This window comes from Kitasatospora sp. NPDC096140, from assembly GCF_040303045.1.
In the GTDB taxonomy this organism is placed as follows: Bacteria; Actinomycetota; Actinomycetes; order Streptomycetales; family Streptomycetaceae; genus Kitasatospora.
The window spans coordinates 114,792-139,623 of sequence record NZ_JBEOUW010000025.1 but is presented as its reverse complement, the minus strand read 5'-3'; the positions used below and the strand labels follow the sequence as shown (position 1 = coordinate 139,623).

General features: G+C 72.3%; 23 protein-coding genes and 2 pseudogenes. 12 read left to right on the top strand and 13 right to left on the bottom strand.

Translation table 11 applies throughout. The features are described from left to right. Positions 1 to 306: 306 nt before the first annotated feature. Together bldC and ABT048_RS25225 are read right to left on the bottom strand one after the other, a co-directional pair. The gene (gene bldC / locus ABT048_RS25230; protein WP_014137253.1) at positions 307 to 513 is read right to left on the bottom strand and encodes a developmental transcriptional regulator BldC; all 207 of its coding nucleotides are present in this window, start codon (positions 511 to 513) and stop codon (positions 307 to 309) included. A gap of 487 nt (positions 514 to 1,000) precedes the next feature. Further along, a complete protein-coding gene (locus ABT048_RS25225) occupies positions 1,001 to 1,936 on the bottom strand; it encodes a DUF8083 family protein (protein WP_502894078.1) in 936 nt (311 codons plus the stop codon). A gap of 207 nt (positions 1,937 to 2,143) precedes the next feature. Here ABT048_RS25225 and ABT048_RS25220 point away from each other — a divergent pair, with 207 nt between their 5' ends. Both ABT048_RS25220 and ABT048_RS25215 read left to right on the top strand, forming a co-directional pair. Continuing rightward, positions 2,144 to 3,301, top strand: a complete 1,158-nt coding sequence (locus tag ABT048_RS25220; protein ID WP_396551191.1) for a Glu/Leu/Phe/Val dehydrogenase dimerization domain-containing protein — start codon at positions 2,144 to 2,146, stop codon at positions 3,299 to 3,301. Positions 3,302 to 3,685: 384 nt separating this feature from the next. Continuing rightward, positions 3,686 to 3,943, top strand: coding sequence for a DUF3073 domain-containing protein (locus tag ABT048_RS25215; protein ID WP_350523757.1), 258 nt, complete (start codon positions 3,686 to 3,688; stop codon positions 3,941 to 3,943). 157 nt (positions 3,944 to 4,100) lie between these two features. Here the strand turns inward: ABT048_RS25215 and purM are convergent, their stop codons facing one another. From purM to ABT048_RS25200, 3 genes are all read right to left on the bottom strand, one after another. Further along, on the bottom strand, positions 4,101 to 5,189 hold the full coding sequence (gene purM / locus ABT048_RS25210) for a phosphoribosylformylglycinamidine cyclo-ligase (protein WP_350523756.1): 1,089 nt from the start codon (positions 5,187 to 5,189) through the stop codon (positions 4,101 to 4,103). A gap of 96 nt (positions 5,190 to 5,285) precedes the next feature. Beyond that, complete coding sequence (gene purF, locus ABT048_RS25205) at positions 5,286 to 6,869, bottom strand: amidophosphoribosyltransferase (RefSeq protein ID WP_350523755.1); 1,584 nt, start codon at positions 6,867 to 6,869, stop codon at positions 5,286 to 5,288. A 242-nt stretch (positions 6,870 to 7,111) separates the two neighbouring features. Beyond that, on the bottom strand, positions 7,112 to 7,957 hold the full coding sequence (locus ABT048_RS25200; RefSeq protein ID WP_350523754.1) for a diacylglycerol kinase family protein: 846 nt from the start codon (positions 7,955 to 7,957) through the stop codon (positions 7,112 to 7,114). A gap of 126 nt (positions 7,958 to 8,083) precedes the next feature. On the opposite strand from ABT048_RS25200, the gene ABT048_RS25195 reads away from it, so the two are divergent. Both ABT048_RS25195 and ABT048_RS25190 read left to right on the top strand, forming a co-directional pair. Continuing rightward, on the top strand, positions 8,084 to 9,367 hold the full coding sequence (locus ABT048_RS25195; RefSeq protein ID WP_350523753.1) for an adenylosuccinate synthase: 1,284 nt from the start codon (positions 8,084 to 8,086) through the stop codon (positions 9,365 to 9,367). A gap of 149 nt (positions 9,368 to 9,516) precedes the next feature. Further along, on the top strand, positions 9,517 to 10,119 hold the full coding sequence (locus ABT048_RS25190; protein WP_350523752.1) for a GNAT family N-acetyltransferase: 603 nt from the start codon (positions 9,517 to 9,519) through the stop codon (positions 10,117 to 10,119). A 107-nt stretch (positions 10,120 to 10,226) separates the two neighbouring features. Here the strand turns inward: ABT048_RS25190 and ABT048_RS25185 are convergent, their stop codons facing one another. Beyond that, positions 10,227 to 10,382, bottom strand: a complete 156-nt coding sequence (locus ABT048_RS25185; protein ID WP_350523751.1) for a hypothetical protein — start codon at positions 10,380 to 10,382, stop codon at positions 10,227 to 10,229. 325 nt (positions 10,383 to 10,707) lie between these two features. Here ABT048_RS25185 and ABT048_RS25180 point away from each other — a divergent pair, with 325 nt between their 5' ends. The 3 genes from ABT048_RS25180 (at position 10,708) to metG (ending at position 13,626) form a co-directional block, all read left to right on the top strand. Continuing rightward, on the top strand, positions 10,708 to 11,556 hold the full coding sequence (locus ABT048_RS25180; RefSeq protein ID WP_350523750.1) for a helix-turn-helix domain-containing protein: 849 nt from the start codon (positions 10,708 to 10,710) through the stop codon (positions 11,554 to 11,556). Continuing rightward, entirely contained in the window at positions 11,553 to 11,753 is a 201-nt protein-coding gene (locus ABT048_RS25175) for a DUF397 domain-containing protein (RefSeq protein ID WP_350523749.1), read from the top strand. Before ABT048_RS25180 ends, ABT048_RS25175 begins: the two co-directional genes overlap by 4 nt. A gap of 139 nt (positions 11,754 to 11,892) precedes the next feature. Continuing rightward, a complete protein-coding gene (gene metG, locus ABT048_RS25170) occupies positions 11,893 to 13,626 on the top strand; it encodes a methionine--tRNA ligase (RefSeq protein WP_350523748.1) in 1,734 nt (577 codons plus the stop codon). A 103-nt stretch (positions 13,627 to 13,729) separates the two neighbouring features. Here metG and ABT048_RS25165 read toward each other — a convergent pair whose 3' ends face one another. After that, on the bottom strand, positions 13,730 to 15,781 hold the full coding sequence (locus tag ABT048_RS25165; protein WP_350523747.1) for a serine hydrolase domain-containing protein: 2,052 nt from the start codon (positions 15,779 to 15,781) through the stop codon (positions 13,730 to 13,732). A gap of 253 nt (positions 15,782 to 16,034) precedes the next feature. Between ABT048_RS25165 and ABT048_RS25160 the strand changes: the two genes are divergently transcribed. Then, positions 16,035 to 17,378, top strand: a complete 1,344-nt coding sequence (locus tag ABT048_RS25160; protein WP_350523746.1) for a sensor histidine kinase — start codon at positions 16,035 to 16,037, stop codon at positions 17,376 to 17,378. Next, complete coding sequence (locus ABT048_RS25155) at positions 17,342 to 17,992, top strand: LuxR C-terminal-related transcriptional regulator (protein ID WP_350523745.1); 651 nt, start codon at positions 17,342 to 17,344, stop codon at positions 17,990 to 17,992. The genes ABT048_RS25160 and ABT048_RS25155 overlap by 37 nt, the downstream gene beginning before the upstream one ends. Positions 17,993 to 18,010: 18 nt before the next feature. Here ABT048_RS25155 and cutA read toward each other — a convergent pair whose 3' ends face one another. From cutA to ABT048_RS25135, 4 genes and pseudogenes are all read right to left on the bottom strand, one after another. Further along, the gene (gene cutA, locus ABT048_RS25150) at positions 18,011 to 18,340 is read right to left on the bottom strand and encodes a divalent-cation tolerance protein CutA (protein WP_350523744.1); all 330 of its coding nucleotides are present in this window, start codon (positions 18,338 to 18,340) and stop codon (positions 18,011 to 18,013) included. A 114-nt stretch (positions 18,341 to 18,454) separates the two neighbouring features. Next, the gene (locus ABT048_RS25145; protein WP_350523743.1) at positions 18,455 to 19,354 is read right to left on the bottom strand and encodes a class I SAM-dependent methyltransferase; all 900 of its coding nucleotides are present in this window, start codon (positions 19,352 to 19,354) and stop codon (positions 18,455 to 18,457) included. 275 nt (positions 19,355 to 19,629) lie between these two features. Then, positions 19,630 to 20,199 (bottom strand): GNAT family N-acetyltransferase, encoded by a 570-nt coding sequence (locus tag ABT048_RS25140; RefSeq protein WP_350523742.1) that lies wholly within the window; start codon positions 20,197 to 20,199, stop codon positions 19,630 to 19,632. A gap of 23 nt (positions 20,200 to 20,222) precedes the next feature. Beyond that, positions 20,223 to 20,633: pseudogene (locus ABT048_RS25135) on the bottom strand (imine reductase family protein); the annotation flags it as partial. Between ABT048_RS25135 and ABT048_RS25130 the strand changes: the two are divergent. Beyond that, on the top strand, positions 20,554 to 20,913 hold the full coding sequence (locus ABT048_RS25130; RefSeq protein WP_402807930.1) for a winged helix-turn-helix transcriptional regulator: 360 nt from the start codon (positions 20,554 to 20,556) through the stop codon (positions 20,911 to 20,913). The pseudogene ABT048_RS25135 and the gene ABT048_RS25130 overlap by 80 nt on opposite strands. A 51-nt stretch (positions 20,914 to 20,964) precedes the next feature. Here ABT048_RS25130 and ABT048_RS25125 read toward each other — a convergent pair whose 3' ends face one another. Continuing rightward, complete coding sequence (locus ABT048_RS25125; protein WP_350523740.1) at positions 20,965 to 21,387, bottom strand: DUF350 domain-containing protein; 423 nt, start codon at positions 21,385 to 21,387, stop codon at positions 20,965 to 20,967. Between the two features lie 139 nt (positions 21,388 to 21,526). Further along, the gene (locus ABT048_RS25120; protein WP_350523739.1) at positions 21,527 to 22,015 is read right to left on the bottom strand and encodes an LURP-one-related/scramblase family protein; all 489 of its coding nucleotides are present in this window, start codon (positions 22,013 to 22,015) and stop codon (positions 21,527 to 21,529) included. Positions 22,016 to 22,144: 129 nt separating this feature from the next. Here ABT048_RS25120 and ABT048_RS25115 point away from each other — a divergent pair. Then, a pseudogene (locus ABT048_RS25115) lies at positions 22,145 to 22,645 on the top strand (GNAT family N-acetyltransferase); the annotation flags it as partial. Between the two features lie 307 nt (positions 22,646 to 22,952). Then, positions 22,953 to 24,773, top strand: coding sequence for an NHL domain-containing thioredoxin family protein (locus ABT048_RS25110; RefSeq protein ID WP_350523738.1), 1,821 nt, complete (start codon positions 22,953 to 22,955; stop codon positions 24,771 to 24,773). Positions 24,774 to 24,832 lie beyond the last annotated feature (59 nt).

The following is a 24,832-nucleotide window of genomic DNA, read 5'->3' as shown; positions in this document are numbered from 1 at the left end:
GCTTTTTGCCGTCCGGCTCCACTACCCCGGACCGGCCACCTCCCACAAGTGACGGAGCGCGTGACGGTCGTCACCGACCCTCCCCGAAAACCGGGTGCGGCACGCCCTGCCCAAGGAACCCTTAATTTAATATGTAAAATTGCACTTCTATTCACTGTAAATCCCCCCCGCCCCTCATGCATCAAATCGTTATCCGGAGTTCAGCATTCCGACAGACCGGCGGGCACGCGTGGGTACGACAAAAGGGGCCGCTTACCGGACCCGGCGGAGTCCGGTAAGCGGCCCCTTTAAAGAGCCTTTGGCCTATCAGGCCTCAGTGCGCTGAGCCGGAATCCCGGCCAGCAGAGCGCGCACCTCCGCCTCACGGTAACGGCGGTGACCGCCGAGCGTGCGAATCGACGTCAGCTTGCCGGCCTTGGCCCAGCGGGTGACCGTCTTCGGGTCCACGCGGAACATGGTGGCAACCTCTGCCGGCGTCAGCAGCGGCTCAGCATCAGGGGTACGAGCGGTCATGAGCGGCCTCCTCGGGAGAACCGAACCAGGGCGGTTCTATCCTTCAAATTCTGCACCTTGGCCCGCGATGCCCGAAATGGCATAGACGGGCCGAGTCGGTTATAGGACGAACGGCTTGTCCTGGTGTCTACAACTACACCATCCGTCCAGCCCTATCGACCAAACCGCCAAAATTGACCCCTCACGGGTTCAAGGCCGACGGATGGCGATGGACCACCCCATAACGGACAGTCACGCGACGATGACGTCAGGTTACGAAGGGACCAGACCCTCCGTTTCCCCGCAAAGCACGCATCGACTCCAGAACCACCCAAAAGTGGGCACGCTCACGTGAAGTTGGGCTGGTTGTCCCATTTTTGCACATAGGGGTAAGTTCGCGTCAACGGTGAGTAGTGTCACGTTCGGCAGCTATTGACCCGAACCGGGACCTTGGTCATCGGCGCTGCGGTCCCTAGGACTCTTACAGTCATACACGGGCGGTCGGACGTCAGTTCGCGTACCGCAACGCCAGCACCCGCCGCCACCGCACCGTCAGTTCCTCGTGGACCCGCAGCGCCTCCGCGGTGTCCCCCGCCCGCAGTGCGCGCAGCCCCTCCTCCAGCTCCCCCGCCGAACGGTCCGCCAACAACCGCTCCGGCCCCAGCAGATGCACCAGCCCCCCGTAGTCCAGTTCCACCAGCGAGCGCGGATGGAACTCCTCCAGCCACCGCCCGACCCGCTCCGCCCCCCGTGCCAGCTCCCCCTCCGGCACCGCCTCGCGCAGCGCCCGGTAGGCCCGCGCCACCCGTCGGCGCGCCTGGGCCATCGGCACCAAGTAGAACAGTGCGGCCGGCCGGCCGCCCCGCTCCCCCTCCCCTCCCGGCACCCCACCGCCCGGCACCCCACCGCCCGGCGCCGCCGCGCCGCCGGGAACGAAGCAGCGGTCCTCGTCCCCGAACGGCAGGAACCAGCGCACCGGCACCTCCCAGCGGCTGGTGAGGATCCACGGCCGGGCGTCCGGGTGCTCCGCCCGCCAGCGCTCCCGGTCCGCCTCCGCGGCCGCCCGGGTCGCGGGCGGCAGCGCGGTGTCCAGCAGCGCCACCGGCGCCCCGGCCCGCAGCTCCTCCAGCGCCTGCCAGCTGCGCAGCCTGGTCGCCCACGGGCAGACGTACAGCACGCCGTCCACCACCCGCAGGTACGCCCGCCCGCTCTCCCGCTCCGGCAGCGCCCGGGGCGTCCGCGCGACCAGCTCCGCGAGCGCCTCCCGCTGCTCCTCCAGCACCGCCGCCGCGACCGGCTGCGCCGCCTCCCCGGCGTCCGGCCCGCGCTCCGCCGCGTAGGCCTGCCAGCGCGCCCGCTCGGGCTCCGGGTAGGCGGCCAGCGGCTCGTAGACCCGCAGGTGGGCGGCGTAGGGCGGCTGTACGGCAGTACGCACGACGGTCACGTCCTGCATGGTCGCACGGGCCGCGCGGGCCCGGGAGGGCGCGACCCCGAACCGTTCGCACCCCGACCGTGCACCCCCTTTCGTCTCACCCCTCGGACAACCGGCACAAGCTCGGACAAGAGGGCGGATCCGAGACGCCCACCCGACTACGCTTCGCCTTAGGCGCCCGCACCACAGCAGCGGGCCTTCGATACTGGAGTCACCACAGTGACCGACGTACAGACCCCCGCCTCGCACCCCGCACCCGGCGTGCTCAGCAGGATCTTCCGTACCGAACAGGACGGCGCCCCCGGCGACGGCCACGAGCAGGTCGTCCTGTGCCACGACCGCAGCTCGGGCCTGAAGGCCATCATCGCCATCCACTCCACCGCCCTGGGCCCGGCCCTCGGCGGCACCCGCTTCTTCCCGTACGCCTCCGAGGAGGCGGCGCTGGAGGACGCGCTGAACCTCTCCCGCGGCATGTCCTACAAGAACGCGCTGGCCGGGCTGGACCTCGGCGGCGGCAAGGCCGTCATCATCGGCGACCCGAACAAGGACAAGAACGAGGCGATGCTCCGGGCCTACGGCCGCTTCGTCGAGTCCCTGCGCGGCCGCTACATCACCGCCTGCGACGTGGGCACCTACGTCCAGGACATGGACGTCATCGCGCGCGAGACCGAGTTCGTGACCGGCCGCTCGCCCGAGCACGGCGGCGCCGGCGACTCGTCCATCCTGACCGCCTTCGGCGTCTTCCAGGGCATGCGCGCCACCGCCCAGGCGCGCTGGGGCCAGCCGACGCTGCGCGGCAAGCGGGTCGGCGTCGCGGGCGTCGGCAAGGTCGGCCACTACCTGGTCGGCCACCTGGTCGCGGACGGCGCCACCGTCGTCGTCACCGACCCCTTCGAGGCCGCCGTCAACCGCGTGCGCGCGGCCCACCCGGACGTGGAGGTCGTCGCTGACACCGACGCCCTGCTCCAGGCCAAGCTGGACGTCTACGCCCCCTGCGCCCTCGGCGGTGCGCTGACCGACTCCGTCGTCGCCGCGCTGGGCGAGTTCGGCACCTCGATCGTCTGCGGCGCGGCCAACAACCAGCTGGCCCACCCCGGCGTCGAGAAGGACCTCGCCGACCGCGGCATCCTCTACGCCCCCGACTACCTCGTGAACTCGGGCGGCGTCATCCAGGTCGCCGACGAGATCGACGGCTTCAACTTCGAGCGCGCCAAGAACAAGGCCACCAAGATCTTCGACACCACCCTGGAGATCTTCACCCGGGCCGCCACCGACGGCATCCCGCCGGCGGTCGCCGCCGACCGCCTGGCCGAGAAGCGGATGCGCGAGATCAGCGCGCTGCGCACCGTCCTGCTCCCGGGTGCCCGCCGCGGCTGATCCCGCCGCCGCGACCGACCCCGGATGCGCGGGGGGCTGCCACCGCGGCCCCCCGCGCATCACGATGTGGAACCGGATTCTCACTTCTGCGCCCGATCGGGTGATCCGACGCCCCCTAAGGGGGGATAATCGGTCCTGGAACGACGGACCCAAGACACCTCTGGACAGCGCGCAAATCGCCGCAAAACCTCCCCTGACCTGGGAAGACCTGGTCTCGGGTGCGGTCGGTGCGCGCCACGTCACACCGACGACGTACCGTCCAGCGGCGGAAACAGGTACCGTTAATGCTCCAAGGGACGGTCCTCCCATTCGGGCAGGCCGGTCCTGATCATGAACACGTGTCAGACTCGGGGCCGTGAGCCCCATCGTTGAGGGGGTCGACCCATGGGGCGCGGCCGGGCCAAGGCCAAGCAGACGAAGGTCGCCCGCGAGCTGAAGTACAACAGCGGCGGGTTCGACGCTAACCGTCTGTCCAACGAGCTGGGCGTATCGCCGTCCACCGCTTCGATCGACCCTGAGCCGATCGAGGAGGAGGAGGACGACGACCCGTACGCGGAGTACGCCGCCCGCTACGCCGACCTCGACGACGAGGACGACAACGAGCCGGGCACCGGGGCCTCGCAGGCCTCCCGCCGCTCGTAACAACAGCTTCGCCGGACCGGTCCGGGCGCCTGGGCGCCGGGCCGGTCTTCGGCGTTCCCGCTGACGGGAGGGCTCGCGCCGGCCGTCGGACGACCTCCACGGGATGCGAGAGGGCCCCTCCGGCGACCGGAGGGGCCCTCTCGTCGTCCGGTCCGGATCAGACCGTCCGGAAGCCCTCGTAGGCGTTGTAGAGGGCCGCGCCGCCCTCGTGCCCGTCGGTGCGCTCGACGATGTCGCCGAGCAGCCAGGCCTCGACGCCGCGGTCCTCCAGGATCGACAGCACGGCGTCCACCGAGTGCGGCGGGACGACCGCGACCATGCCGACGCCCATGTTGAGCGTCTTCTCGATCTCCAGGGTGGCCACGTTGCCGACCTCGGCGACGGTCCGGAAGACCGGCAGCGGGGTCCAGGTGCCGCGGTCCAGGCGGGCGTGCAGGCCGTCCGGGATGACCCGGGCCAGGTTGGCCGCCAGGCCGCCGCCGGTGACGTGCGAGAACGCGTGGACCTCGGTGGCGCGGGTGAGCGCCAGGCAGTCCAGCGAGTAGATCCGGGTCGGCTCCAGCAGCTCCTCGCCGAGGGTGCGGCCGAACTCCTCGACCTTGCGGTCCAGCTTCCAGCCGGCCTCGTTCAGCAGCACGTGGCGCACCAGCGAGTAGCCGTTGGAGTGCAGGCCGGAGGCCGCCATCGCGATGACCACGTCGCCGGCCCGGACCCGGTCCGCACCGAGCAGCGCGTCGGCCTCGACGACACCGGTGCCGGCGCCCGCCACGTCGTACTCGTCCGGGCCCAGCAGGCCGGGGTGCTCGGCGGTCTCGCCGCCGACCAGGGCGCAGCCGGCCAGCGCGCAGCCCTCGGCGATGCCCTTGACGATCGAGGCGACCCGCTCCGGGACGACCTTGCCGACGCAGATGTAGTCGGTCATGAACAGCGGCTCGGCGCCGCACACCACCAGGTCGTCGACGACCATGCCGACCAGGTCGTGGCCGATGGTGTCGTGCTTGTCCATGGCGGCCGCGATGGCCACCTTGGTCCCCACGCCGTCGGTGGCCGAGGCCAGCAGCGGGCGCTCGTAGTTCTTGAAGGCGGAGACGTCGAACAGGCCGGCGAAGCCGCCGAGACCGCCGACCACCTCGGGGCGGTTGGCCTTCTTCACCCACTGCTTCATGAGCTCGACGGCGCGGTCGCCCGCCTCGATGTCGACACCGGCGGCGGCGTAGGTGGCGCCGTTCTGGTTGGAGCTGGTCACTGCGGTGCGGCCCTTCCGGGTCAGGTGGGGGTGGTTCGGATCAGCGGGGGCTGGAACGACGGTGGGGCCCCGGGTTCCGGGACCCCACCTGAGGCACTACGGGCGGCGCAGCGCGTCGGCCGCGCCCGCCCCGCCGAGCAGCGACTGGACGCCGTCCAGGTCGCTGCCGCTGGTCGGCTTGCCGCGGACGGCCGGCTGCTGCTGGCCGCCCTTGATCTCGGCCTCCAGCAGGAGCTTCCCGAGCAGCGCCGGGTCCGGCAGCTCCATCGGGTACTCGCCGTCGAAGCAGGCCCGGCAGAGCTTGTCCTTGGGCTGCGTGGTGGCCTCGATCATGCCGTCGATCGAGATGTAGGAGAGCGAGTCGGCACCGAGGGTGCGACCGATCTCCTCGATGGTCATGCCGTTGGCGATCAGCTCCGCGCGGGTGGCGAAGTCGATGCCGAAGAAGCAGGGCCACTTCACCGGCGGCGAGGAGATCCGGATGTGCACCTCGGCGGCGCCGGCCTCGCGCAGCATCTTCACCAGCGCGCGCTGGGTGTTGCCGCGGACGATCGAGTCGTCCACGACCACCAGGCGCTTGCCCTGGATGACCTCGCGCAGCGGGTTGAGCTTGAGGCGGATGCCGAGCTGACGGATGGTCTGGCTGGGCTGGATGAAGGTGCGGCCCACGTAGGCGTTCTTCACCAGGCCGGAGCCGTACGGGATGCCGCTGGCCTCGGCGTAGCCGATCGCGGCGGGGGTGCCGGACTCGGGCGTCGCTATCACCAGGTCGGCCTCGACCGGGGCCTCCTTCGCCAGGCGGCGGCCCATCTCCACGCGGGAGAGGTGCACGTTGCGGCCGGCGATGGAGGTGTCGGGGCGGGCCAGGTAGACGTACTCGAACACGCAGCCCTTGGGCTTGGCCTCCGCGAAGCGGGAGGTGCGCATGCCGTTCTCGTCGATGGCGATGAGCTCGCCGGGCTCGACCTCGCGGATGAAGGAGGCGCCGCAGATGTCGAGCGCCGCCGTCTCGGAGGCGACCACCCAGCCGCGCTCCAGCCGGCCGAGCACCAGCGGGCGGATGCCCTGCGGGTCGCGGGCGGCGTAGAGGGTGTGCTCGTCCATGAAGACGAGCGAGAACGCGCCCTTGACCTTGGGCAGCACGACCTTGGCCGTCTCCTCGATGGAGAGGTCCGGGTGGCCGGCGAGCAGCGCCGTCACCAGGTCGGTGTCGTTGGTCGCCGCGGTCCGGCCGGATCGCGAGACGTGCTCCTCGCCGGGCAGGTCGGCGACCATGGCCGCCAGTTCGGCGGTGTTCACCAGGTTTCCGTTGTGCCCGAGGGCCAGCGAACCGTGCACGGTCGCCCGGAAAGTCGGCTGGGCGTTCTCCCAGACCGAGGAACCGGTGGTCGAGTAGCGGGCGTGTCCGACGGCGATATGCCCGTGCAACGACCCCAGTGAGGCCTCGTCGAAGACCTGGGAGACGAGTCCCATGTCCTTGAAGACGAGAATCTGGGAGCCGTTGCTCACTGCGATGCCCGCGGATTCCTGACCGCGGTGCTGCAGGGCGTAAAGGCCGAAGAACGTGAGCTTGGCGACCTCCTCGCCGGGAGCCCAGACACCGAAGACGCCGCAAGCGTCCTGGGGGCCTTTCTCGCCGGGAAGAAGATCGTGGTTGAGTCTTCCGTCACCACGTGGCACGTCTTCGAGTCTAGGGCAGTCGGCACGGGCTTCCGGAACCCGGGATGCCGGGATTGTCGGGCGGTCGACGAGTAACGCGCGTAGACAAAACCCCTTACGGGGTGGGGATTTCGGCCCGGTGGAATTCCCGCGGGTGGCGGTTGGCCTTGTGGTTCGCGCCCGTTGGGGAGTTCCGTGTGCGGAGCGGCGGGTATCGGGGTGCAGCCGAACGTGAGCCTGCTCACCCGGCGTTCACCGCGGCTTCACGCGGCCGGGAGCAGCAGTCCCCACGCGCCCGGGTGCACCGTCCAGGTCCTGGCGCGGACCGGGCCGACCGGGTGGCCGTCCGCCTCGTAGCCGAATCCGCGGCCGGCCACCGAGACGCTCGCCGCCCGGGCGCGCACCAGGGCGCCGGAGACCCGGACCACGACCTCCATCTCGCCCGTGCCGTCCGAGGCACCGGACGGCAGGGTGACCTGGACCAGTCGGACCGGGCGGTGGACGTCGGCGAGCAGCCGGCCGTCGGCCTCGACCCGGACCCGCGGGCTGCGGTCGGCGCTCTCCGGAGTGAGTGGGTTCGCCTGCTCGGCCGCAGCCAGTTTCGCCCATAGCGAACGCCAGCCACCCGTACGGCTCACCAGCCGACGCGCGCCGCCGCCGGTGATCCGCACCCCGCCCAGCGCCACCCCGCCGCCGTCGTCCACCAGCAGGTCCAGCCGACGCGGCGCACCCGACAGCACCGCCCGCGCGGCCCGCACCGGCTCCCCCGGCACGCCGAGCGCGCGGGCCGCCGCCAGCTCCTCCGTGCGACCGACCGGAACCATCCCCACCGGTTCCGCGCCCAGCTCACGCTGCCGATGCAGCGCCTGCAGCACCCGCTGCAAGGCGAGGTCGGAACCGATCACCACCGGTCGCCGCCGACCCCGGTGCGAAAGCACCCGGTCGAGTTCGGAAGGGTTCTCCGGGTAGACCACCTTGACGTCCGCACCCCCGCAGAGCACGTCCCTCGCGATCCGCACCGACTCGCCGTCGGTCTGCCGGGCCACCGGGTCGAGGAGCAGCAGGAGCGGCTCGGAGCCGCCGGTAGCAGGCGTGGACAGGGACGACACGACCGGTCCTTCCTCAGGTAATCTCTCGGTGCAAGAGCCCCTTGCGCCATTGCGCCAGGGGCTTCGTCTATCTCGGGGCAGACTGCGGCCTACGCAGGATGCCCCAACCGGAAGGGGTGTACGCCTGTGCCGGCACTCGTGCTCGTTGGCGCTCAGTGGGGGGACGAGGGCAAGGGGAAGGCCACCGACCTCCTCGGCGGCTCCGTCGACTACGTCGTCCGCTACCAGGGCGGCAACAACGCCGGACACACGGTGGTCATCGGCGACCAGAAGTACGCCCTGCACCTGCTCCCCTCCGGAATCCTCAGCCCGAACGTCACGCCGGTGATCGGCAACGGCGTCGTGATCGACCCGGCCGTGCTGCTCTCCGAGCTGGCCGGCCTCAACGAGCGCGGCATCGACACCTCCAAGCTGCTGGTCTCGGGCAACGCCCACCTGATCACGCCGTACCACCGGACCCTGGACAAGGTCACCGAGCGCTTCCTCGGCAAGCGCCGGATCGGCACCACCGGCCGCGGCATCGGCCCGACCTACGCGGACAAGATCAACCGCGTCGGCATCCGGGTCCAGGACCTGTTCGACGAGTCGATCCTGCGCCAGAAGATCGAGGCGGCGCTGCACGACAAGAACCAGATCCTGGTCAAGCTGTACAACCGCCGCACCATCCCGGCCGACCTGGTGGTCGAGGAGTACCTGGGCTACGCGGAGAAGATCAAGCCGTTCCTCGCCGACACCACCCTCGTCCTGGACGAGGCGCTGAAGGCGAACAAGGTCGTCCTGCTGGAGGGCGGCCAGGGCACCCTGCTCGACGTCGACCACGGCACGTACCCCTTCGTGACCTCGTCGAACCCGACCGCGGGCGGCGCCTGCACCGGCGCCGGCATCGGCCCCACCAAGATCGACCGGGTCATCGGCATCCTGAAGGCCTACACCACCCGCGTCGGCTCCGGCCCGTTCCCGACCGAGCTGTTCGACGCGGACGGCGAGGCGCTGCGCCGGATCGGCGGCGAGCGCGGTGTCACCACCGGCCGCGACCGCCGCTGCGGCTGGTTCGACGCCGTCATCGCGCGCTACGCGACCCGGGTCAACGGCCTCACCGACTTCTTCCTCACCAAGCTCGACGTGCTGACCGGCTGGGAGCAGATCCCGGTCTGCGTCGCGTACGAGATCGACGGCAAGCGGGTCGAGGAGCTCCCCTACAACCAGTCGGACTTCCACCACGCCAAGCCGATCTACGAGACGCTGCCGGGCTGGAGCGAGGACATCAGCAAGGCCAAGTCCTTCGCCGAGCTGCCGAAGAACGCCCAGGCGTACGTGAAGGCGCTGGAGGAGATGTCGGGCGCGCCGATCTCCGCCATCGGCGTCGGCCCGGGCCGGGACGAGACGATCCAGATCAACTCGTTCATCTGAGCCTGATCGCCCGAGCCTGATCGCCGCTCGATCACCGGAGGGCCCCGCGGGATTCGTCCCGCGGGGCCCTCTGTTTTGCCCACGCGCGGGCATTTGCACTAGTGCAGAAATCTATTGCATCTAGTGCAGAGCGGCGCTACGTTCGGATCATGACCGCGAAGCTGCCCACGCCCGTCACCCTCACCGGCCGCCACATCCGCCTGGAGCCGCTGGAGCGCCGCCACCTCGCCGACCTCTGGGCCACCGTCGGCTCCGACCCCGAGGTCTGGCGCTGGACCATGACCCTCCCGCCCGCCTCCGAAGAGGAGCTCGGCAGGATCCTCGACGCCCGCATCGCGGAAGCCGCCGCCGGCACGTCGGTGCACTTCACCGCCGTCGACCTCGCGAGCGGCACCGCCGTCGGCATCACCGGCTACCACGACTTCAGCGCCGCGGACGAGTCCGTCGAGATCGGCGGCACCCTCTACGCCCGCTCGGTGTGGCGCACCGCGGTCAACACCGAGGCCAAGCTGCTGCTGCTCACCCACGCCTTCGAGGACCTGGGCATGGGGCGCGTCTTCTGGAAGACCGACGCCCTCAACGAGCGCTCCCGCACGGCGATCCTGCGCCTCGGCGCACAGTTCGAGGGCGTCCTCCGCCGCCACCGCCTGCGCCCCACCGGCACCTGGCGGGACAGCGCCTACTTCTCGATGCTCGCCGACGAGTGGCCGCCCGCCAAGTCCCGCCTGGAGGACCGGCTTTCGCGGGGCTGACCGCTGGGCCGACGACGGGACCGACGGCAGGGCCGACGGCGGCTCAGGCCGCCGGCAGGCCGGTCGAGGTGCCGTCGTCGGCGGGGAACAGGGCGGCGGACCGGCCGCTATTTCCGCTCGCCGCCGACGGAATGGCCGGCCGCGATCCCGCGCTTCGCCGGGCGGGGTTCGCGGGGCTGGAGGGTGACCAGCCAGACCAGCCAGCCGACGAAAAGGACCGCGAGGAGGAGTACGGACAATGCGGCGACCAGGAGCGCATTCACGGGGATACGGAAATGCGGCGGGAAGGGTGGGGACGTCGGGGAAGACGGAGAGGCGAGGGAAGCGGCATGGCTGTCTCCGGTCGGTGATGTCGGGTGCCGTGACCATGCATCTGGTGTGTCATTACGGCTGATTGGCACTTGTTTAGACGGCAACAAGTCAGTGAGTGACACGGACGACCATAGGGTCAGGGTGCCAGAGTTGCTACCGAGCGGGAGAACGTTCACTCCATCGTGGGGTATCCCCCATTTCGGTAGCTAGGCCCCGGTATGCGCGGCACACTTCACCGGAAGCATCGACCGCAGCCGCGATCCGGAGAAGAGAGTCATGCCACCCCGCTTGTCGCCGACCGTGCGCCAGCAGCGCCTCGGGATCGAGTTGCGCAAGATGCGCGAACACGTGGGCGTGACGCCCAAGACCCTGGCCGCCACCATCGGCACCGACCTGCCCAAGATCTCCCAGATGGAGAACGGGAAGTCGGGCATCAGCGCCGAGCGCCTGCGGATCTGGGCCCACACCTGCGGCTGCGAGGAGGGCCCGTACCTCGACGCGCTGCTCGCGATGACGCAGGACCGGCGCAAGTACTGGTGGGACGGCTACCGCGGCCGGCTGCCCGGCGCGATCATCGACATCGCGGAGATGGAGCACCACGCGGCCTCCCTGTCCATCCTGAACAGCACCTTCATCCCCGGCCTGTTGCAGACCCCGGCGTACGCCGCCGCGGTGTTCGAGCGCCTCCCCCCGCAGTACCGGCAGGAGGCGGACGTCCGGAAGGCATTCCGGATTCGGCGCCAGCAGATCTTCGTCGACCACCCGAAGCCGTACAGCGCATTCCTGCACGAGTCCGCCCTGCGCATGCAGTTCGGCGGTCCGGAAGTGCTGCGCGAGCAGTTGCGCAGCCTGTCGGAGAATTCCGAGCGGCCCGGGGTGGAGATCCGGGTGATCCCGTTCAGTGTCCCCACCTACACGGGGTCCGGGGAGAGCCTCTACCTCGCCCGCGGGCCGGTCCCGGAGCTCGACACCGTCCAGATCGACCTCTCCCACGGTCCGAAGTTCGTGCACTCCGAAGCGGAATTGGACTCCTACCGCCGGATCAAGGAGAAGACCGCGGCGATCGCGCTCGGGCCGGACGAGTCCCGGGACTTCATCCGGACCTTACGGAAAGACTTCTCATGAGCATGTGGCGCAAGGCGTCGGCCAGCGGAGAGAGTACCGACTGCGTCGAGGTCAGGGCGGCGGGCGGGCTGGTGGAGATCCGCGAGTCGGACCGGCCCGAGGTGGTCGTGCGCACCACGCCGCGCAAGTGGGCCGCCTTCGTGCGCGGGGTGAAGGCCGGGGAGTTCGACCGGTACGGCGACCTCCCCCGGCCGTGACACCGGCCGTCGACCCGGACGTGACGGCGGCCGTCCGGACCCGCGGCGGCGGTAGGCTTGGCAGCCCACAGTGGACCCCTGCGCCTGGCACAGCACCCCGGGTGGGGTGCGCGTGCGGGAGAAATCGGAGCATCCGAGGATGGCTCGGCACCTGATCACCAGCGCCCTTCCCTACATCAACGGGATCAAGCACCTGGGCAACATGGTCGGGTCCATGCTCCCGGCGGACGTCTACTCCCGCTACCTGCGCCGGCGCGGCCACGACGTGCTGTTCATCTGCGCCACCGACGAGCACGGCACCCCCGCCGAGCTGGCCGCCAAGGACGCCGGGCTGCCGGTCGCCGAGTTCTGCGCCCGGGCGCACGACGCGCAGAAGGCGGTGTACGACGGCTTCGGGCTCTCCTTCGACCACTTCGGCCGCAGCTCCTCGCCGCAGAACCGGGAGATCACCCAGGAGATCGCCCGCGAGCTGCAGCGCAACGGCTTCATTGAGGAGCGCGCGATCCGCCAGGTGTACTCCAACGCCGACGGACGCTTCCTGCCGGACCGCTACATCGTCGGCACCTGCCCGCACTGCGGCTACGACAAGGCACGCGGCGACCAGTGCGAGAACTGCACCCGGGTGCTCGACCCGACCGACCTGCTGGAGCCGCGCTCGGCGATCAGCGGCAGCTCCGACCTGGAGGTCCGGGAGACCAGGCACCTGTTCCTGCTCCAGTCGAAGCTGACCGAGGAGGTCGAGGCCTGGGTCGCCGCGCACGGCGACGAGTGGCCGGTGCTGGCCTCCTCGATCGCCCGCAAGTGGCTGACCGAGGGCCTGCAGGACCGCGCGATCACGCGCGACCTGGAGTGGGGCGTCCCGGTGCCCGCCGACGTGTGGCCCGAACTGGCCGCCGAGGGCAAGGTGTTCTACGTCTGGTTCGACGCCCCGATCGAGTACATCGGCGCCACCAAGGAGTGGGCGGACGCCGCCCCGGCCGGGCAGCTGCGGGACTGGAAGTCCTGGTGGTACGAGGCCGACGAGACCGTCCGCTACACCGAGTTCATGGGCAAGGACAACGTCCCGTTCCACACGGTGATGTTCCCGGCGACGATCCTCGGCTCGCGCCGCCCGTGGAAGACGGTCGACTACGTCAAGGCCTTCAACTGGCTGACGTACTACGGCGGGAAGTTCTCCACCAGCCAGAAGCGCGGCATCTTCAGCGACGTCGCGCTGGAACTGCTGCCCGCCGACTACTGGCGCTACTTCATGATGGCGCACGCGCCCGAGTCGGACGACTCCAGCTTCACCTGGGACCTCTTCGCCTCGGTGGTCAACAAGGACCTCGCCGACACCCTCGGCAACTTCGTCAACCGGGTGCTCACCTTCAGCCGCAAGCGCTTCGGCGACGACGTCCCCGGCGGCCACCCGGCCGGCGAGGCCGAGCAGCGCCTCGGTGAGCAGGTCGCCGGGCTGCTCGCCGAGTACGAGACGCAGCTGGACGCCCTCAACTTCCGCAAGGCGGCGCAGGCGCTGCGCGCGCTGTGGAGCGCCGGCAACGCCTACCTGGACGAGAAGGCGCCCTGGCTGCAGGTGAAGACCGACCCGGAGGCGGCGGCGCTCACCCTGCGCACGGCGATGAACCTGATCCACCTGTACGCGGTGGTGTCGGAGCCGTTCATCCCGGCCGCGGCGGCGGCCATGCGCGGGGCGTTCGCACTGCCCGCGGACTCCCCGGCGGCCACCCGCAGCTGGGTGGGCCGCGAGGAGGCGCGGGCACTGGACCTGGTGCCGGCCGGGACGGCGTTCACCGTGCCGCCGGTGCTGTTCGCCAAGATCACGGACGAGGACCTGGCGGCCTGGACGGCGCGCTTCGGCGGCTCGGAGGGCTGAGGACGGCACGACGCGGCAGGGCCCGGAGGATCACCTCCGGGCCCTGCCGCGTCCGGTGCGGCCTCCACCTGGGTGCGGTCTCCTCCGGTGCGCGCCCGGCCGGTCAGCCGATCAGGTCCAGCGCGCCGGTCCCGGTGAGGTCGTACGCCCCGGCGAGGAGCAGGAAGAGCAGTGCCGCCAGCGTCAGCCCGGTGTAGTGCAGCCGGCCGAACAGGGTCCACCAGCGCCCGCGCCAGGCCAGCACCGCGCAGAGCGCCATCCCGAGGGCGAGCACCAGGGCGGACACGACCAGCACCGGGACCACGGTCAGCAGCGGCGAGTCGCCCAGGAACAGCGTCTGGTTGAGCGCGTTGGAGTCCGCCGTCAGCAGGGCGAAGCAGCCGGTGGCGGCGACCAGCAGCGCCCCGGTGGCCCAGCCGAGCAGCCGGACGGCGGGCCGGTCGGCGCGGCCCCTGCGCCGCACCAGGCGGACCGCCGCGGCCACCGGCCAGCCGATCAGGGTCAGCACGAGGACGGTCAGGCTGCCGACCGCGATCAGCCGGTGCAGACCGGGCGCCTGGTACCAGGAGAGCCGCTCGAAGGCGATGGTCGGGTCGGAGTCGGTGAGCAGGGAGACGATGTCGCCGTCGGAGCCCGCCCGGAAGGCGATCCGGGCCGTGCCGCCGACCTCCTGGAACAGGCCGGGCTCGATCTGCTCCCAGTGCGTCTCGCTCACCTGCGGGTCGCGCCCGACCGGGCCGGTGACGGTGAGCCGGCCGTGCTCCGCGGTGACGTGCAGGGAAGCCATCAGGGCGGCGGCCCTGGTCAACTCGGAGTGGCTGGTGCGGGTGGAGCGGTAGTCGCCGGTGTAGGCGTCCAGCCCGCCGGTGACGGGCGCGGTCGCGGCGGCGGCCGGGGCGGCCGGGTAGAAGCGGTCGACGAAGGCGTTGAGCACCTGCTGGGTGGCCCAGCCGCCGGTCGAGTCGGTGCCGTCGCCGTTGAGCGTCACGTAGAGGCCGACGCCGCGCTGCGGCAGCAGCGCCAGGTTGCTGTGGAAGCCGGGCACGTCACCGTCCTTGACCAGCAGCTGCTCGCCGTTGCGGGTGCGCTGTTCGAGCAGGTAGGCCATGCCGGGCAGCCGCGGGTCCGGGCCGTAGTGGCGGGCGAGCAGCTGCGCGGCCATCGCCGGGTCGAGGATCCGCCGGCCGTCCGCACCGCCCTGCGGGAGCAGGGCGACCAGCAGCTTCGCCATGTCGGCGGCGGTGGTGACGGCGGCGGCGCCGGTCGGGGTCCACGGGCCGTAGAGCCCCTTGGTCTCGGTCTGGCCGTCGCCCTCGGGGCGGTAGCCGTGGGCGAGTTCGGCGTCGACGGCGGCCGGGTGGGGCTGGGTGAAGGTGGTGCGGTCCATGCCGAGGGGCTGCAGGACGTGCTGGGCGACGTACTCGTCGAAGGGCTGTCCGGAGACCACCTCGACCAGGTGACCGGCGAGCGCCACACCGTAGTTGTCGTACGCCGCGGCGGTGCCGGGGGGCCGGACCCGGTCGGGCTGGTGGGCGGCGAGCGAGGCGCCGAGGCTCCCGCCGTGCTCGGGGCCGGCCTCGGCGAGGCCCATGAAGGTGTCGTCGAAGCCGCCGGTGTGGGTGAGCAGGTTCTCCACGGTGACCGGCCGACCGGGGTAGCCGTCCCTGATCCGGAAGCCGGTCAGGTAGCGGTTGACGTCGGCTTGCAGGTCCAACTTCCCTGCCCCGACCTGCTGGAGGACGGCGATCGCGGTGAAGACCTTGGCGTCGGAGCCCATGAAGAAGGCGGTCCGGGCCGGGTCGACCGGCTTGCCGGTCCGCACCTCCGCCACGCCGTACCCGCCGGAGAAGACCTCGCGACCGCCGGCCACCACGGTCACCGCGGCGCCCGGGATCCGGTGGTCGGCGAGCAACTGCGGGACGAGCCGGTCGAAGAGGGCCCTGACCGCGGCGGTGTCCGGCGGTGCGGGCGCACCGGAGCCACCCGGCGCCGAACCGAAGCCACCCGCCGACGAACCGGCGCCACCCGCCGCCGGCCCGGTGGCGGACCCGCCGGCCGCGTGGGCCGGGGTGAGGCCGTAGAGGAAGAGGCCGAGGGCGGCCAGGACCAGGATCAGACGGATCAGCGGACGACGGGCGGCGGGGCGCTTGGGCATGGCGAACTCCCTGGACGGAAGGCGTGGTTGTGGAAGCTCGGAGACCCCGTGGCGGGCCGCTTCCCGATGCCAGGACACTAGGCCGGGGGCCGGACGCCGTGGCATGGTCCCTGGGCGTCGATCGGGGGGTGTACCCAGGTACCCCCGACAGGGGTCCGGGGACCAGTGATCCCCCCGGGGGAGTACGGCAGTCTGGGTGACCGAAGGGCAGGGACGGCGGCCGCGAGGCCGGCACCGAGGGGGAGGCACGGTCATGGACGGCACCGACGGCACCACGGTCGGGAACGAGGAGCGCGACACCCGGAGGGACCCGATCGACTTCCTGCGCACGGGCGTACGGGACATGCTGCGCAGCGCGGCGCTGTCCTGGTTCGCGCTCCCGCAGCTGCTGCTGTCCGTCGCCGCCTCCGTCACCGCGAGCCTGCTGGGCCTCGGCGTGGGCGCGCTGCTGGTGGTGCCGACCGCGATGCTGGTCCGCCGGCTCGCCGGAATGCGGCGGGAGCTGGCCGAGCGGTGGTCCGGCGTGCGGATCCCCGACCCGTACCTGCCGCAGCCCGAGGCCGAACCGGGCTTCCGCGGCGACTGGAAGCGCTGCCTGGCGCTGCTGGCCGACCCGGCGACCTGGCGGGACCTCGCCTGGCTGGTGGTCGACCCGGCGATCGGCGCCGGACTGGCGCTGGTCCCGATCGGGCTGGTGCTCTGGGGCGCGTTCGGCCTGCTGCTGCCGTGGCTCTGGGAGCCGATCGTCTCGGCCGGCGGCAACACCTGGTACCTGTGGATCCACGTGACCGACGCCGCGAGCGGCCGGCTCTGCGCCGTGTTCGCCGTCCCGCTCGCGCTGGCCGGCCTGGCCGTCGCGCCCGCCGTGCTGCGCGCCCACACCGCGCTCGCCAAGTCCCTGCTCGGTCCGAGCCCCCGTGCCGAGGCCCTGGCCGCCCAGCGCAAGGTCGCCCACCTGACCGAGACCCGGCGCGACGCGCTGACCACCCAGGCGGCCGAACTGCGCCGGATCGAACGGGACCTGCACGACGGCGCGCAGGCCCGGCTGGTGGCCATGGGGATGAACCTGGGCGTCGCCGAACGGCTGGTCGAGCGCGACCCGCAGGCCGCCAAGCAGCTGCTCGCCGAGACCAGGCAGGCCTCCGCCAGCGCCCTCGACGAACTGCGCGACCTGGTCCGCGGCATCCACCCGCCGGTCCTGGCCGATCGCGGACTCGCCGATGCCGTACGGGCGTTGGGCATGAACAGCCCGCTGAACGCGACGGTCTCCGCCGAACTGCCCGGCCGCGCCGAGCCGCCGGTCGAGTCGGCCGTCTACTTCGCCGTCTCCGAAGCGCTCACCAACGCCGCCAAGCACTCCGGCGCCGCCCGGGTCGACGTCCAACTCTGGTACGAGGACGGACTGCTGAAGGCCCAGGTGACCGACGACGGCGCCGGCGGCGCCGACCCCTCGCGCGGCACCGGCCTGCGCGGCATCGAACGGCGGCTTGCTACCTTCGACGGCGTCCTGGCCGTCCGCAGTCCGCTCGGCGGCCCCACGACCCTGACGATGGAGCTGCCGTGCGAGTTGTCCTCGCCGAGGACCTCTTCCTCCTGAGGGACGGTCTGGTCCGGCTGCTGCAGGCCTACGACTTCGAGGTCGTGGCCGCGGTGGACACCGGACCGGACCTCCTGCAGGCCCTCCTCACCGAGCGCCCGGACGTGGCCGTCGTCGACGTGCGGCTGCCCCCGACGTTCACCGACGAGGGCCTGCAGGCCGCCCTGGAGGCGCGGCGGCGGATCCCGGGGCTGCCGGTGCTCGTGCTCTCCCAGTACGTCGAGCAGCTCTACGCCAAGGAGTTGCTCGCCGACGGCAGCGGCGCGATCGGCTACCTGCTGAAGGACCGGGTCTTCGACCCCGACGAGTTCGTGGCGACGGTCCGGCGGGTGGCGGCCGGCGGCACCGCACTGGACCCGAAGGTGATCGCCATGCTGGTCAGCAACACCGAACGCACCAAGCCGCTGGACCGGCTGACGCCGCGCGAGCGCGAGGTGCTGGAGCTGATGGCCGAGGGCCGCTCGAACGGGGCGATCGCCGAGCGGATGGTGATCACCGAGCGGGCGGTGAAGAAGCACACCGCCAACATCTTCCTCAAGCTCGACCTGCCGCCCTCCGAGGAGGACCACCGGCGGGTGCTCGCGGTGCTGGCCTTCCTGGACGTCGCGCCCTGATCCGACGCGTGAGCCGCGCTACCCGGCCGTCTCCGCGGCCAGCCAGTCCAGGTAGCCGGGACTGCCGGCCACCACCGGCACGGCGATCACCTCGGGCGTCGCGTACGAGTGCCGCCCGGCGACGAAGGCGCCGAGCCGGTCGGCCAGTTCGGCCCGGGTCTTGAGGTCGATCCGCCACTCCTCGGCGTCCTGCACCTCGCCCTCCCACCAGTACACCGACCGCACGGGGTACACCTGGGCGCAGGCCGCCAGCCGCTCCCGCACCACGGCGGACGCCAGGGCCCGGGCCTGCTCCTCGCTCTCGTGGGTGGTGGTCACCACGACGAAGCGCTGCTCGCTCGCTGTCATGCCCCGACGGTATCCCGGCCACCGCCGGCCGGACGGCCCGTGCGGAGCGTCCGTCCGGTGGTGGCGGCCCGGTGGCGGCTGCCCTTCGGGGCGGCCGTCACCGGGCGGCGGCGGTCAGGCCCGGCGGGCCGTGTGGACGGTCATGGCGGAGAGGTAGAAGGCGTCCGGACGGTGGAGGATGCCGGTGGGGGCCTCCTCGTCGAGGAGGGCTTCGAGGGTGTCGCGGTCCTCCGGGAGGAGGCTGTCGGCGAGCTGGTCGTGCAGGCGGCGGAGCTGGGTGTGCAGGTACTCCCGGGTGGGGCGGTCGAGCGGGGCGGGGCGGTCGACCAGGAAGGTGCGGGTGCCGCTCGGGGTCAGACCGGCGCGCTCCAGCATGGCCGGCCAGTCCTCGATCTCCGCGGTGCTGCCCGGCAGTTCGGCCCGCATGGTGCTGAAGCCGTCCTCGTGCGCCGCGTCCAGCCGGGCCTGGAACCCGGGCCGGCCGAGGCCGAAGTCCCGGGGCAGGAAACGCGCGGGCAGGCCGCGCTCGGCGACGGCGAGCAGTCCGCCCGGCCGCAGCACCCCGGCGAGGGAGGCGAGCCCGGCCTGCTGGTCGCCCAGGTGGTGGATCGCGTTGCCGGACCAGATCAGGTCGGCCTCGCCGAGCTTGTCGAACTCGGCGGGCAGATCGACCTGCCGGGTGCCCAGCCGGCCGCCGGAGCGGATCCGGGCGCGCTCCAGCAGGGCGGCCGACTGGTCGACGGCCACCACCTCGGCCGTGGTGAAGGTGTCCGCCAGGATGCCGGCGATCACCCCGGGCCCGCTGCCGACGTCGAGGATCCTCCGGACGGCGCCGGCCGTCCCGTCGCCGGCCAGGCCGGACAGCCACCGCGCGGCCTCGGTGACCGCGCCGGCGCGCAGGTCGGCCTCGTGCTCCAGGTGCGCGGCGAGCGCGTCCCAGTCGAAGTCGGCGGCGGGGACGTTCCCGTGGCCGTGGCCGTGCTGGTGCCCGTGCTGGTGGTGGTGCGAGGTCATGTCCGATCTCTCCGTTCGTGGGTGCCGAAGGCCTCCCCGCTCACGCGGGCACCGCGGCGCCGGACGCGCGGTGGGGGCGCGGTGCCCGTCCGCGGCCCTCCTCCGCCAGGCTGCGACCAGCCCCCGCCCGGCGGCAAGCTTTGTTGCCACCCCAGCAAATCGGCCCGTCCGCCGGACGGCCCGGCTCAGCCGCCGCCGGACCCCGCTCGGCCCCGGGCCGGAGCGGCCGGGCGGGTCGGCCGCGTCCGGGCGGGTCGGCCGCGTCCGGGCGGGTGCTACCCCCGTGGGGCGGCGAAGGAGTGGACGGTGACCGTGCGGCCGGAGGGCCACTGCTGCTCACCACTGCCGAGGTGGGTCCAGCCGAGGCGGCGGTAGAGGGCCACGGCCGCGGTGTCCGTGGCCAGGACGTCGAGGACGGGGTGCAGGCCGAGCGCCCGCGCGTGCGCCACGGCGCAGGCGAGCAGGCGGGCACCGATGTGGTGGCCGCGCGCCGCGGGGTCGACGTAGAGCCGGCCGATCACGGCGGCGAGTTCCGGACGGCCGCCGGTGCGGTGGCTCCACCGGGTGGGGGCGAGATCACCCGGGGCGCTGCGGGTGAGGCCGACGTGGCCGGCGAGCCGGCCGTCCGACTCGGCGATCCAGGCGGCCAGCAGGCCGTCCGGGGTGAGCCAGGCGGCGGGGCGGTCGGGCCAGTCGACGGGGTACCCGTCGGCGCGGTGGACGTCGTCCAGCACCCGGACGCAGGCGACGAGGTCGTCACCGCGGCGCGGTCTGACCAGCACTCCCGTCCCGGACTGCGGAGAGTCGGACGCGACGACACTGGCGCGTTCTTCGAGGTCTGTCATGCCGGTACGTTACCGGCCGCCCCTCACCGTCGCAGCAGGTCGACGACCCCGGTCAGGTCCTCCTCGCCGACGCCGACCGCCAACCGGCGCCCCATCAACCGGAAGTAGGGCTCCAGCAGTTCGGCGCTCACGCCCTGCTCCTCGGCGGTGCGCAGCAGCGTGCCCTTGCCGGCCACCTGCATCGCCAGGTCGGACACCACGTCCTTGGTGTAGTCGCCGCTCTCCAGCTGCTCCGCGGTCCTGGCCACCGAGCCGGACATCGCGGTGAGCCAGCTCGCCAGCAGCGGCGCGAGGTCGCCCGGTGCCACGGCCTCGCCGCGGACCAGCGCGAAGGCGTGCGCGATCCCGGCGAACATGCCGTACATCGCGCTGAGCAGCGCCACGTCGTGCAGGGCCGCGTGCCCGGCGTCCGCGCCGACGTACCGGGTGCCGGCGGCATGGAAGGTGTCGATCCTCTGGGCCCTGGGCGAGCGCCCGAGGTGCCGCTTCGGCGAGCTGCGCCGGCAATTGCCGGGCATCACCGAGAAGGTGCTGGCCGCGCACCTGCGCGAGATGGAGGCGCACGGCATCGTGCACCGGGAGGCGTACGACGAGGTGCCGCCCCGGGTCGAGTACGCGCTGACCGAGGCCGGTCAGCGCCTCAACACGGCGCTGGGGCCATTGGGGGGCTGGGGGCGGGAACACGTCCTGGGCGGGGCGCCCCACCCCTCGTAGCACGGCCGGGCACCCGTCGTGGCGCGGCCGGGCCCCGCCCGGCCGCAGCTGCTACGCGATCGCGGCCGACACCACCGCCGCCACCGCGATGTTGCAGCTCGCCGACACCCACACCGCCGGGTGCGGCTCCGGCTCGACCAGGATCGCGCCGAGCTTGCCGGGCGTCAGCAGGTCCACCAGCCAGAACGCGACGGCCATCAGCACCAGCCCGAGCACGCCGTAACAGGCCGTCGAGATCAGGCCCTTGGCGAAGTCGGCGTAGGTGTACATGATCGCGGTGAACACGATGCCGCCGATGCCGAGCAGCGCGGAGCTGAGCAGGACCGCGGCGTTGCGGTTGCGCTCGACCCAGATCTGGTGGCCGAGCCGGCCGGGTGTGAGCACGTCCACCAGGCCGACGCCGAGGAGCAGCAGCACCACCCCGAGGGCTCCGTAGGCCGCCGCCGCGCCCAGCCCGTGCAGGATGTCGTTCATCGTGGTTCCAGCCCCCGGTCCGCTCTCGCCGTGCGCCCTCGACCGGCGGTCAGGGCCCCTCGACCGGCCTGGTCAAGGGGTGGCAAAAGATACCCCACACGGGTGAGAGGCGGACCGGGATCCGGAAACCCGGGACGGGTCAGTCCTCCTCGTGCGCCAGGTGGTCGACGCAGGCCGCGACGGCCAGCAGCAGCCCGGTGTCCGCGCCGTCCGCGATCTCCACCCCGTAGGTGTCCCGGATCCGGAACCACTTGCGGCTGATCCGGGCCAGCTCGTCGCCGTGGTCGTTCTCGATCCGGTAGTCCTTGTCGATCAGGTTGCCGTGGATCTTCAGCTCGCCGCCGGAGGCCAGGTCCACCAGGTACTTGTCGCGGAACGGCGTGAACAGCTTCTCCCGGACGGTCGCGATCACCTCGCCGTCGGCGTCCTCGATCTTCATCGCGTCGCGGACGGTGAGCATCTTCTCCTTGACCACCGCGACCACCCGGTCGTTCGCGTCCCTCAGCTCGAAGGTGTGCCGCAGCCGCAGCACCTTGCCGTCCACCAGGTACGCCTTGTGGCCCCGGTCGTCCTCGATCCAGTAGTCGTCGCCGACCGCGAACAGCTTCTCCCTGACCAGATACCGCACCGCAGGACCTCCTCCGTGTTGACGTCGGCCCCATTCGACCCCGATCCCCCACCCGGCGAAAAGCACCGCCACGAAGCACCCGCCGAAAACCCCGTCGCACGGCGGCACCCGCTCGCGTTCAATACCGCCATGAGCCCCGATCCGACCACCGTCCCGCTGCACGGCGAGCGCCTCGACCTGCTGCCGATCGCCGCCGAGCACGCCGAGGAGCTGGCGGCCGTGCTCGCCGATCCGGCCCTGCACGCCTTCACCGGCGGCCGGCCGGCGACGGCGGAGGAGATGCGCGCTCGCTGCGCCCGGCTGGCCGCCGGCTCCCCCGATCCGGCCGAGCGCTGGGGCAACTGGGTCCTGCGGCTGCGCGCCGACGGCGCCCTCGTCGGCTACGTGCAGGCCACCGTCCGCCCCGAGGAGACCGAGGTCGCCTGGGTGGTCGGCACGCCGTGGCAGCGCCGCGGCCTGGCCACCGAGGCGGCCCGCGCCCTGCTGGCCCACCTCACCGCCGTCGGCGTCACCACCGCCGTCGCGCACATCCACCCGGACCACCGCGGTTCCCGCAGGGTCGCCCACGCCGTCGGCCTGCGTCCGACCGCCCATGTCCAGGACGGCGAGACCCGCTGGCAGGCCGACCTCACCCGCCCCGACCTCTTCCCGGACGTCATCGGCATGACGTTCGAGCACGCCGCCCGGCTGACCGCCGTCGCCGAGGAGTGCCGCCCGGTGCTCGCCGAGCAGGGCATGGAGGCGGTCCAGCGGCTGCTCGTCGAGCGCGAGGTGAGCATGATCTCCGCGATCCTGGTCACCCGGGTCCTGCTCGGCCCGTCCGGGGTCTCGCTCCACGCGGCCCGGGAGGCCGTGGAGCTGAGCGCCGCCCGTCAGCCGGACTTCTGAACCCGGTGGGCCCGGAATGCGGACCCGGGCCGTGCGGTTTCATTGGGGCATGGCATCTCGTGCACGTGTACGCGCCCCCGAGCTCGTCGGGGCAGGCGGTTGGCTGAACACCGGCGGCAAGGAGCTCACGCTCGCCGACTTCCGGGGCAAGATCACCGTCCTGGACTTCTGGACCTTCTGCTGCATCAACTGTCTGCACGTCCTGGACGAGTTGCGGGAGCTGGAGGAGAAGCACCGCGACACCGTGGTGATCGTCGGGGTGCACTCGCCGAAGTTCGTGCACGAGGCCGACCACCAGGCCGTGGTGGACGCCGTCGCGCGGTACGAGGTGCACCACCCGGTGCTGGACGACCCGGCGCTGGCCACCTGGAAGCAGTACGCCGTCCGCGCCTGGCCGACGCTGGTGGTGATCGACCCGGAGGGCTACGTCGTCGCCCAGCACGCCGGTGAGGGCCACGCCCACGCGATCGCCCGCCTGGTCGAGGAGCTGGAGGCCGAGCACGCCGCCAAGGGCACGCTGCGCCGCGGCGACGGCCCGTACGTGGCGCCGGAGCCGACCGCGGGGGACCTCAAGTTCCCCGGCAAGGCGGTCCGGCTGCCGGGCGGCCACTTCCTGGTCGCCGACTCCGGCCACCACTCGCTGGTCGAGCTGGCCGAGGACGGCGAGACGGTGGTGCGCCGGATCGGCGACGGACAGCGCGGCCTGGTGGACGGCACCAGCCCCCGGTTCAGCGAGCCGCAGGGCCTCGCGCTGCTGCCGGAGGGCCACCCCCACGACTACGACGTGATCGTCGCCGACACCGTCAACCACGCCCTGCGCGGCCTGCGGCTCGCCGACGGCAGCGTGACCACCCTGGCCGGCACCGGCCGCCAGTGGTGGCAGGGCTCGGCGACCGCGGGCCCGGCCCGCGAGGTGGACCTCTCCTCGCCGTGGGACGTCGCCTGGTTCGACGGCCGGGTGTGGATCGCGATGGCGGGCGTGCACCAGCTCTGGGCGTACGACCCGGCCACCGGCGAGGTCGGGGTCGCGGCCGGCACGACCAACGAGGGCCTGGTGGACGGTCCGGCCGCCGAGGCCTGGTTCGCCCAGCCGTCCGGCCTCGCGGTCTCCGCCGACGGCGGGAAGCTCTGGGTCGCCGACTCCGAGACCTCCGCGCTGCGCTCGGTTTCACGTGAAACCGGGACGGTCGAGACCGCCGTCGGCACCGGCCTGTTCGACTTCGGCCACCGCGACGGCGCGGCCGACCAGGCCCTGCTCCAGCACCCGCTGGGCGTCACCGTGCTGCCGGACGGCTCGGTCGCCGTCAGCGACACCTACAACCACGCGCTGCGCCGCTACGACCCGGCGACCGGCGAGGTCAGCACGCTGGCCACCGACCTGCGCGAGCCCTCCGGCGCGGTGCTGGTGGACGACGACATCGTGGTGGTCGAGTCGGCCCGGCACCGGCTGACCAGGCTGCGGCTGCCGGAGGAGGCGGTGCGGGTCGAGTCCGTGGCGCACCGCACCCAGCGCGCGGCCACCGAGGTCGCGCCGGGCGCCCTCCGGCTGGACGTGGTCTTCTCGGCCCCGAGCGGGCAGAAGCTGGACGAGCGCTACGGCCCGTCCACCCGGCTGCTGGTCAGCGCGACCCCGCCCGAGCTGCTGGTCTCCGGCGCCGGCGCGGACAGCGACCTCTCCCGCGAGCTGGTGCTCTCCGACGAGGTCGCCGAGGGCGTGCTGCACGTCTCGGCGATGGCGGCCTCCTGCGACGACGACCCGGAGATCGAGTTCCCGGCCTGCCACGTGCACCAGCAGGACTGGGGCGTGCCGGTGAAGCTGGTCGCCGACGGCGCCCGCCGCCTCCCGCTGGTCCTCGCCGGGATGGAGTGACCCCGGCCCGCGACGACGACGGGGCCCGGCGGAGAGCGTTCCTCCGCCGGGCCCCGGTC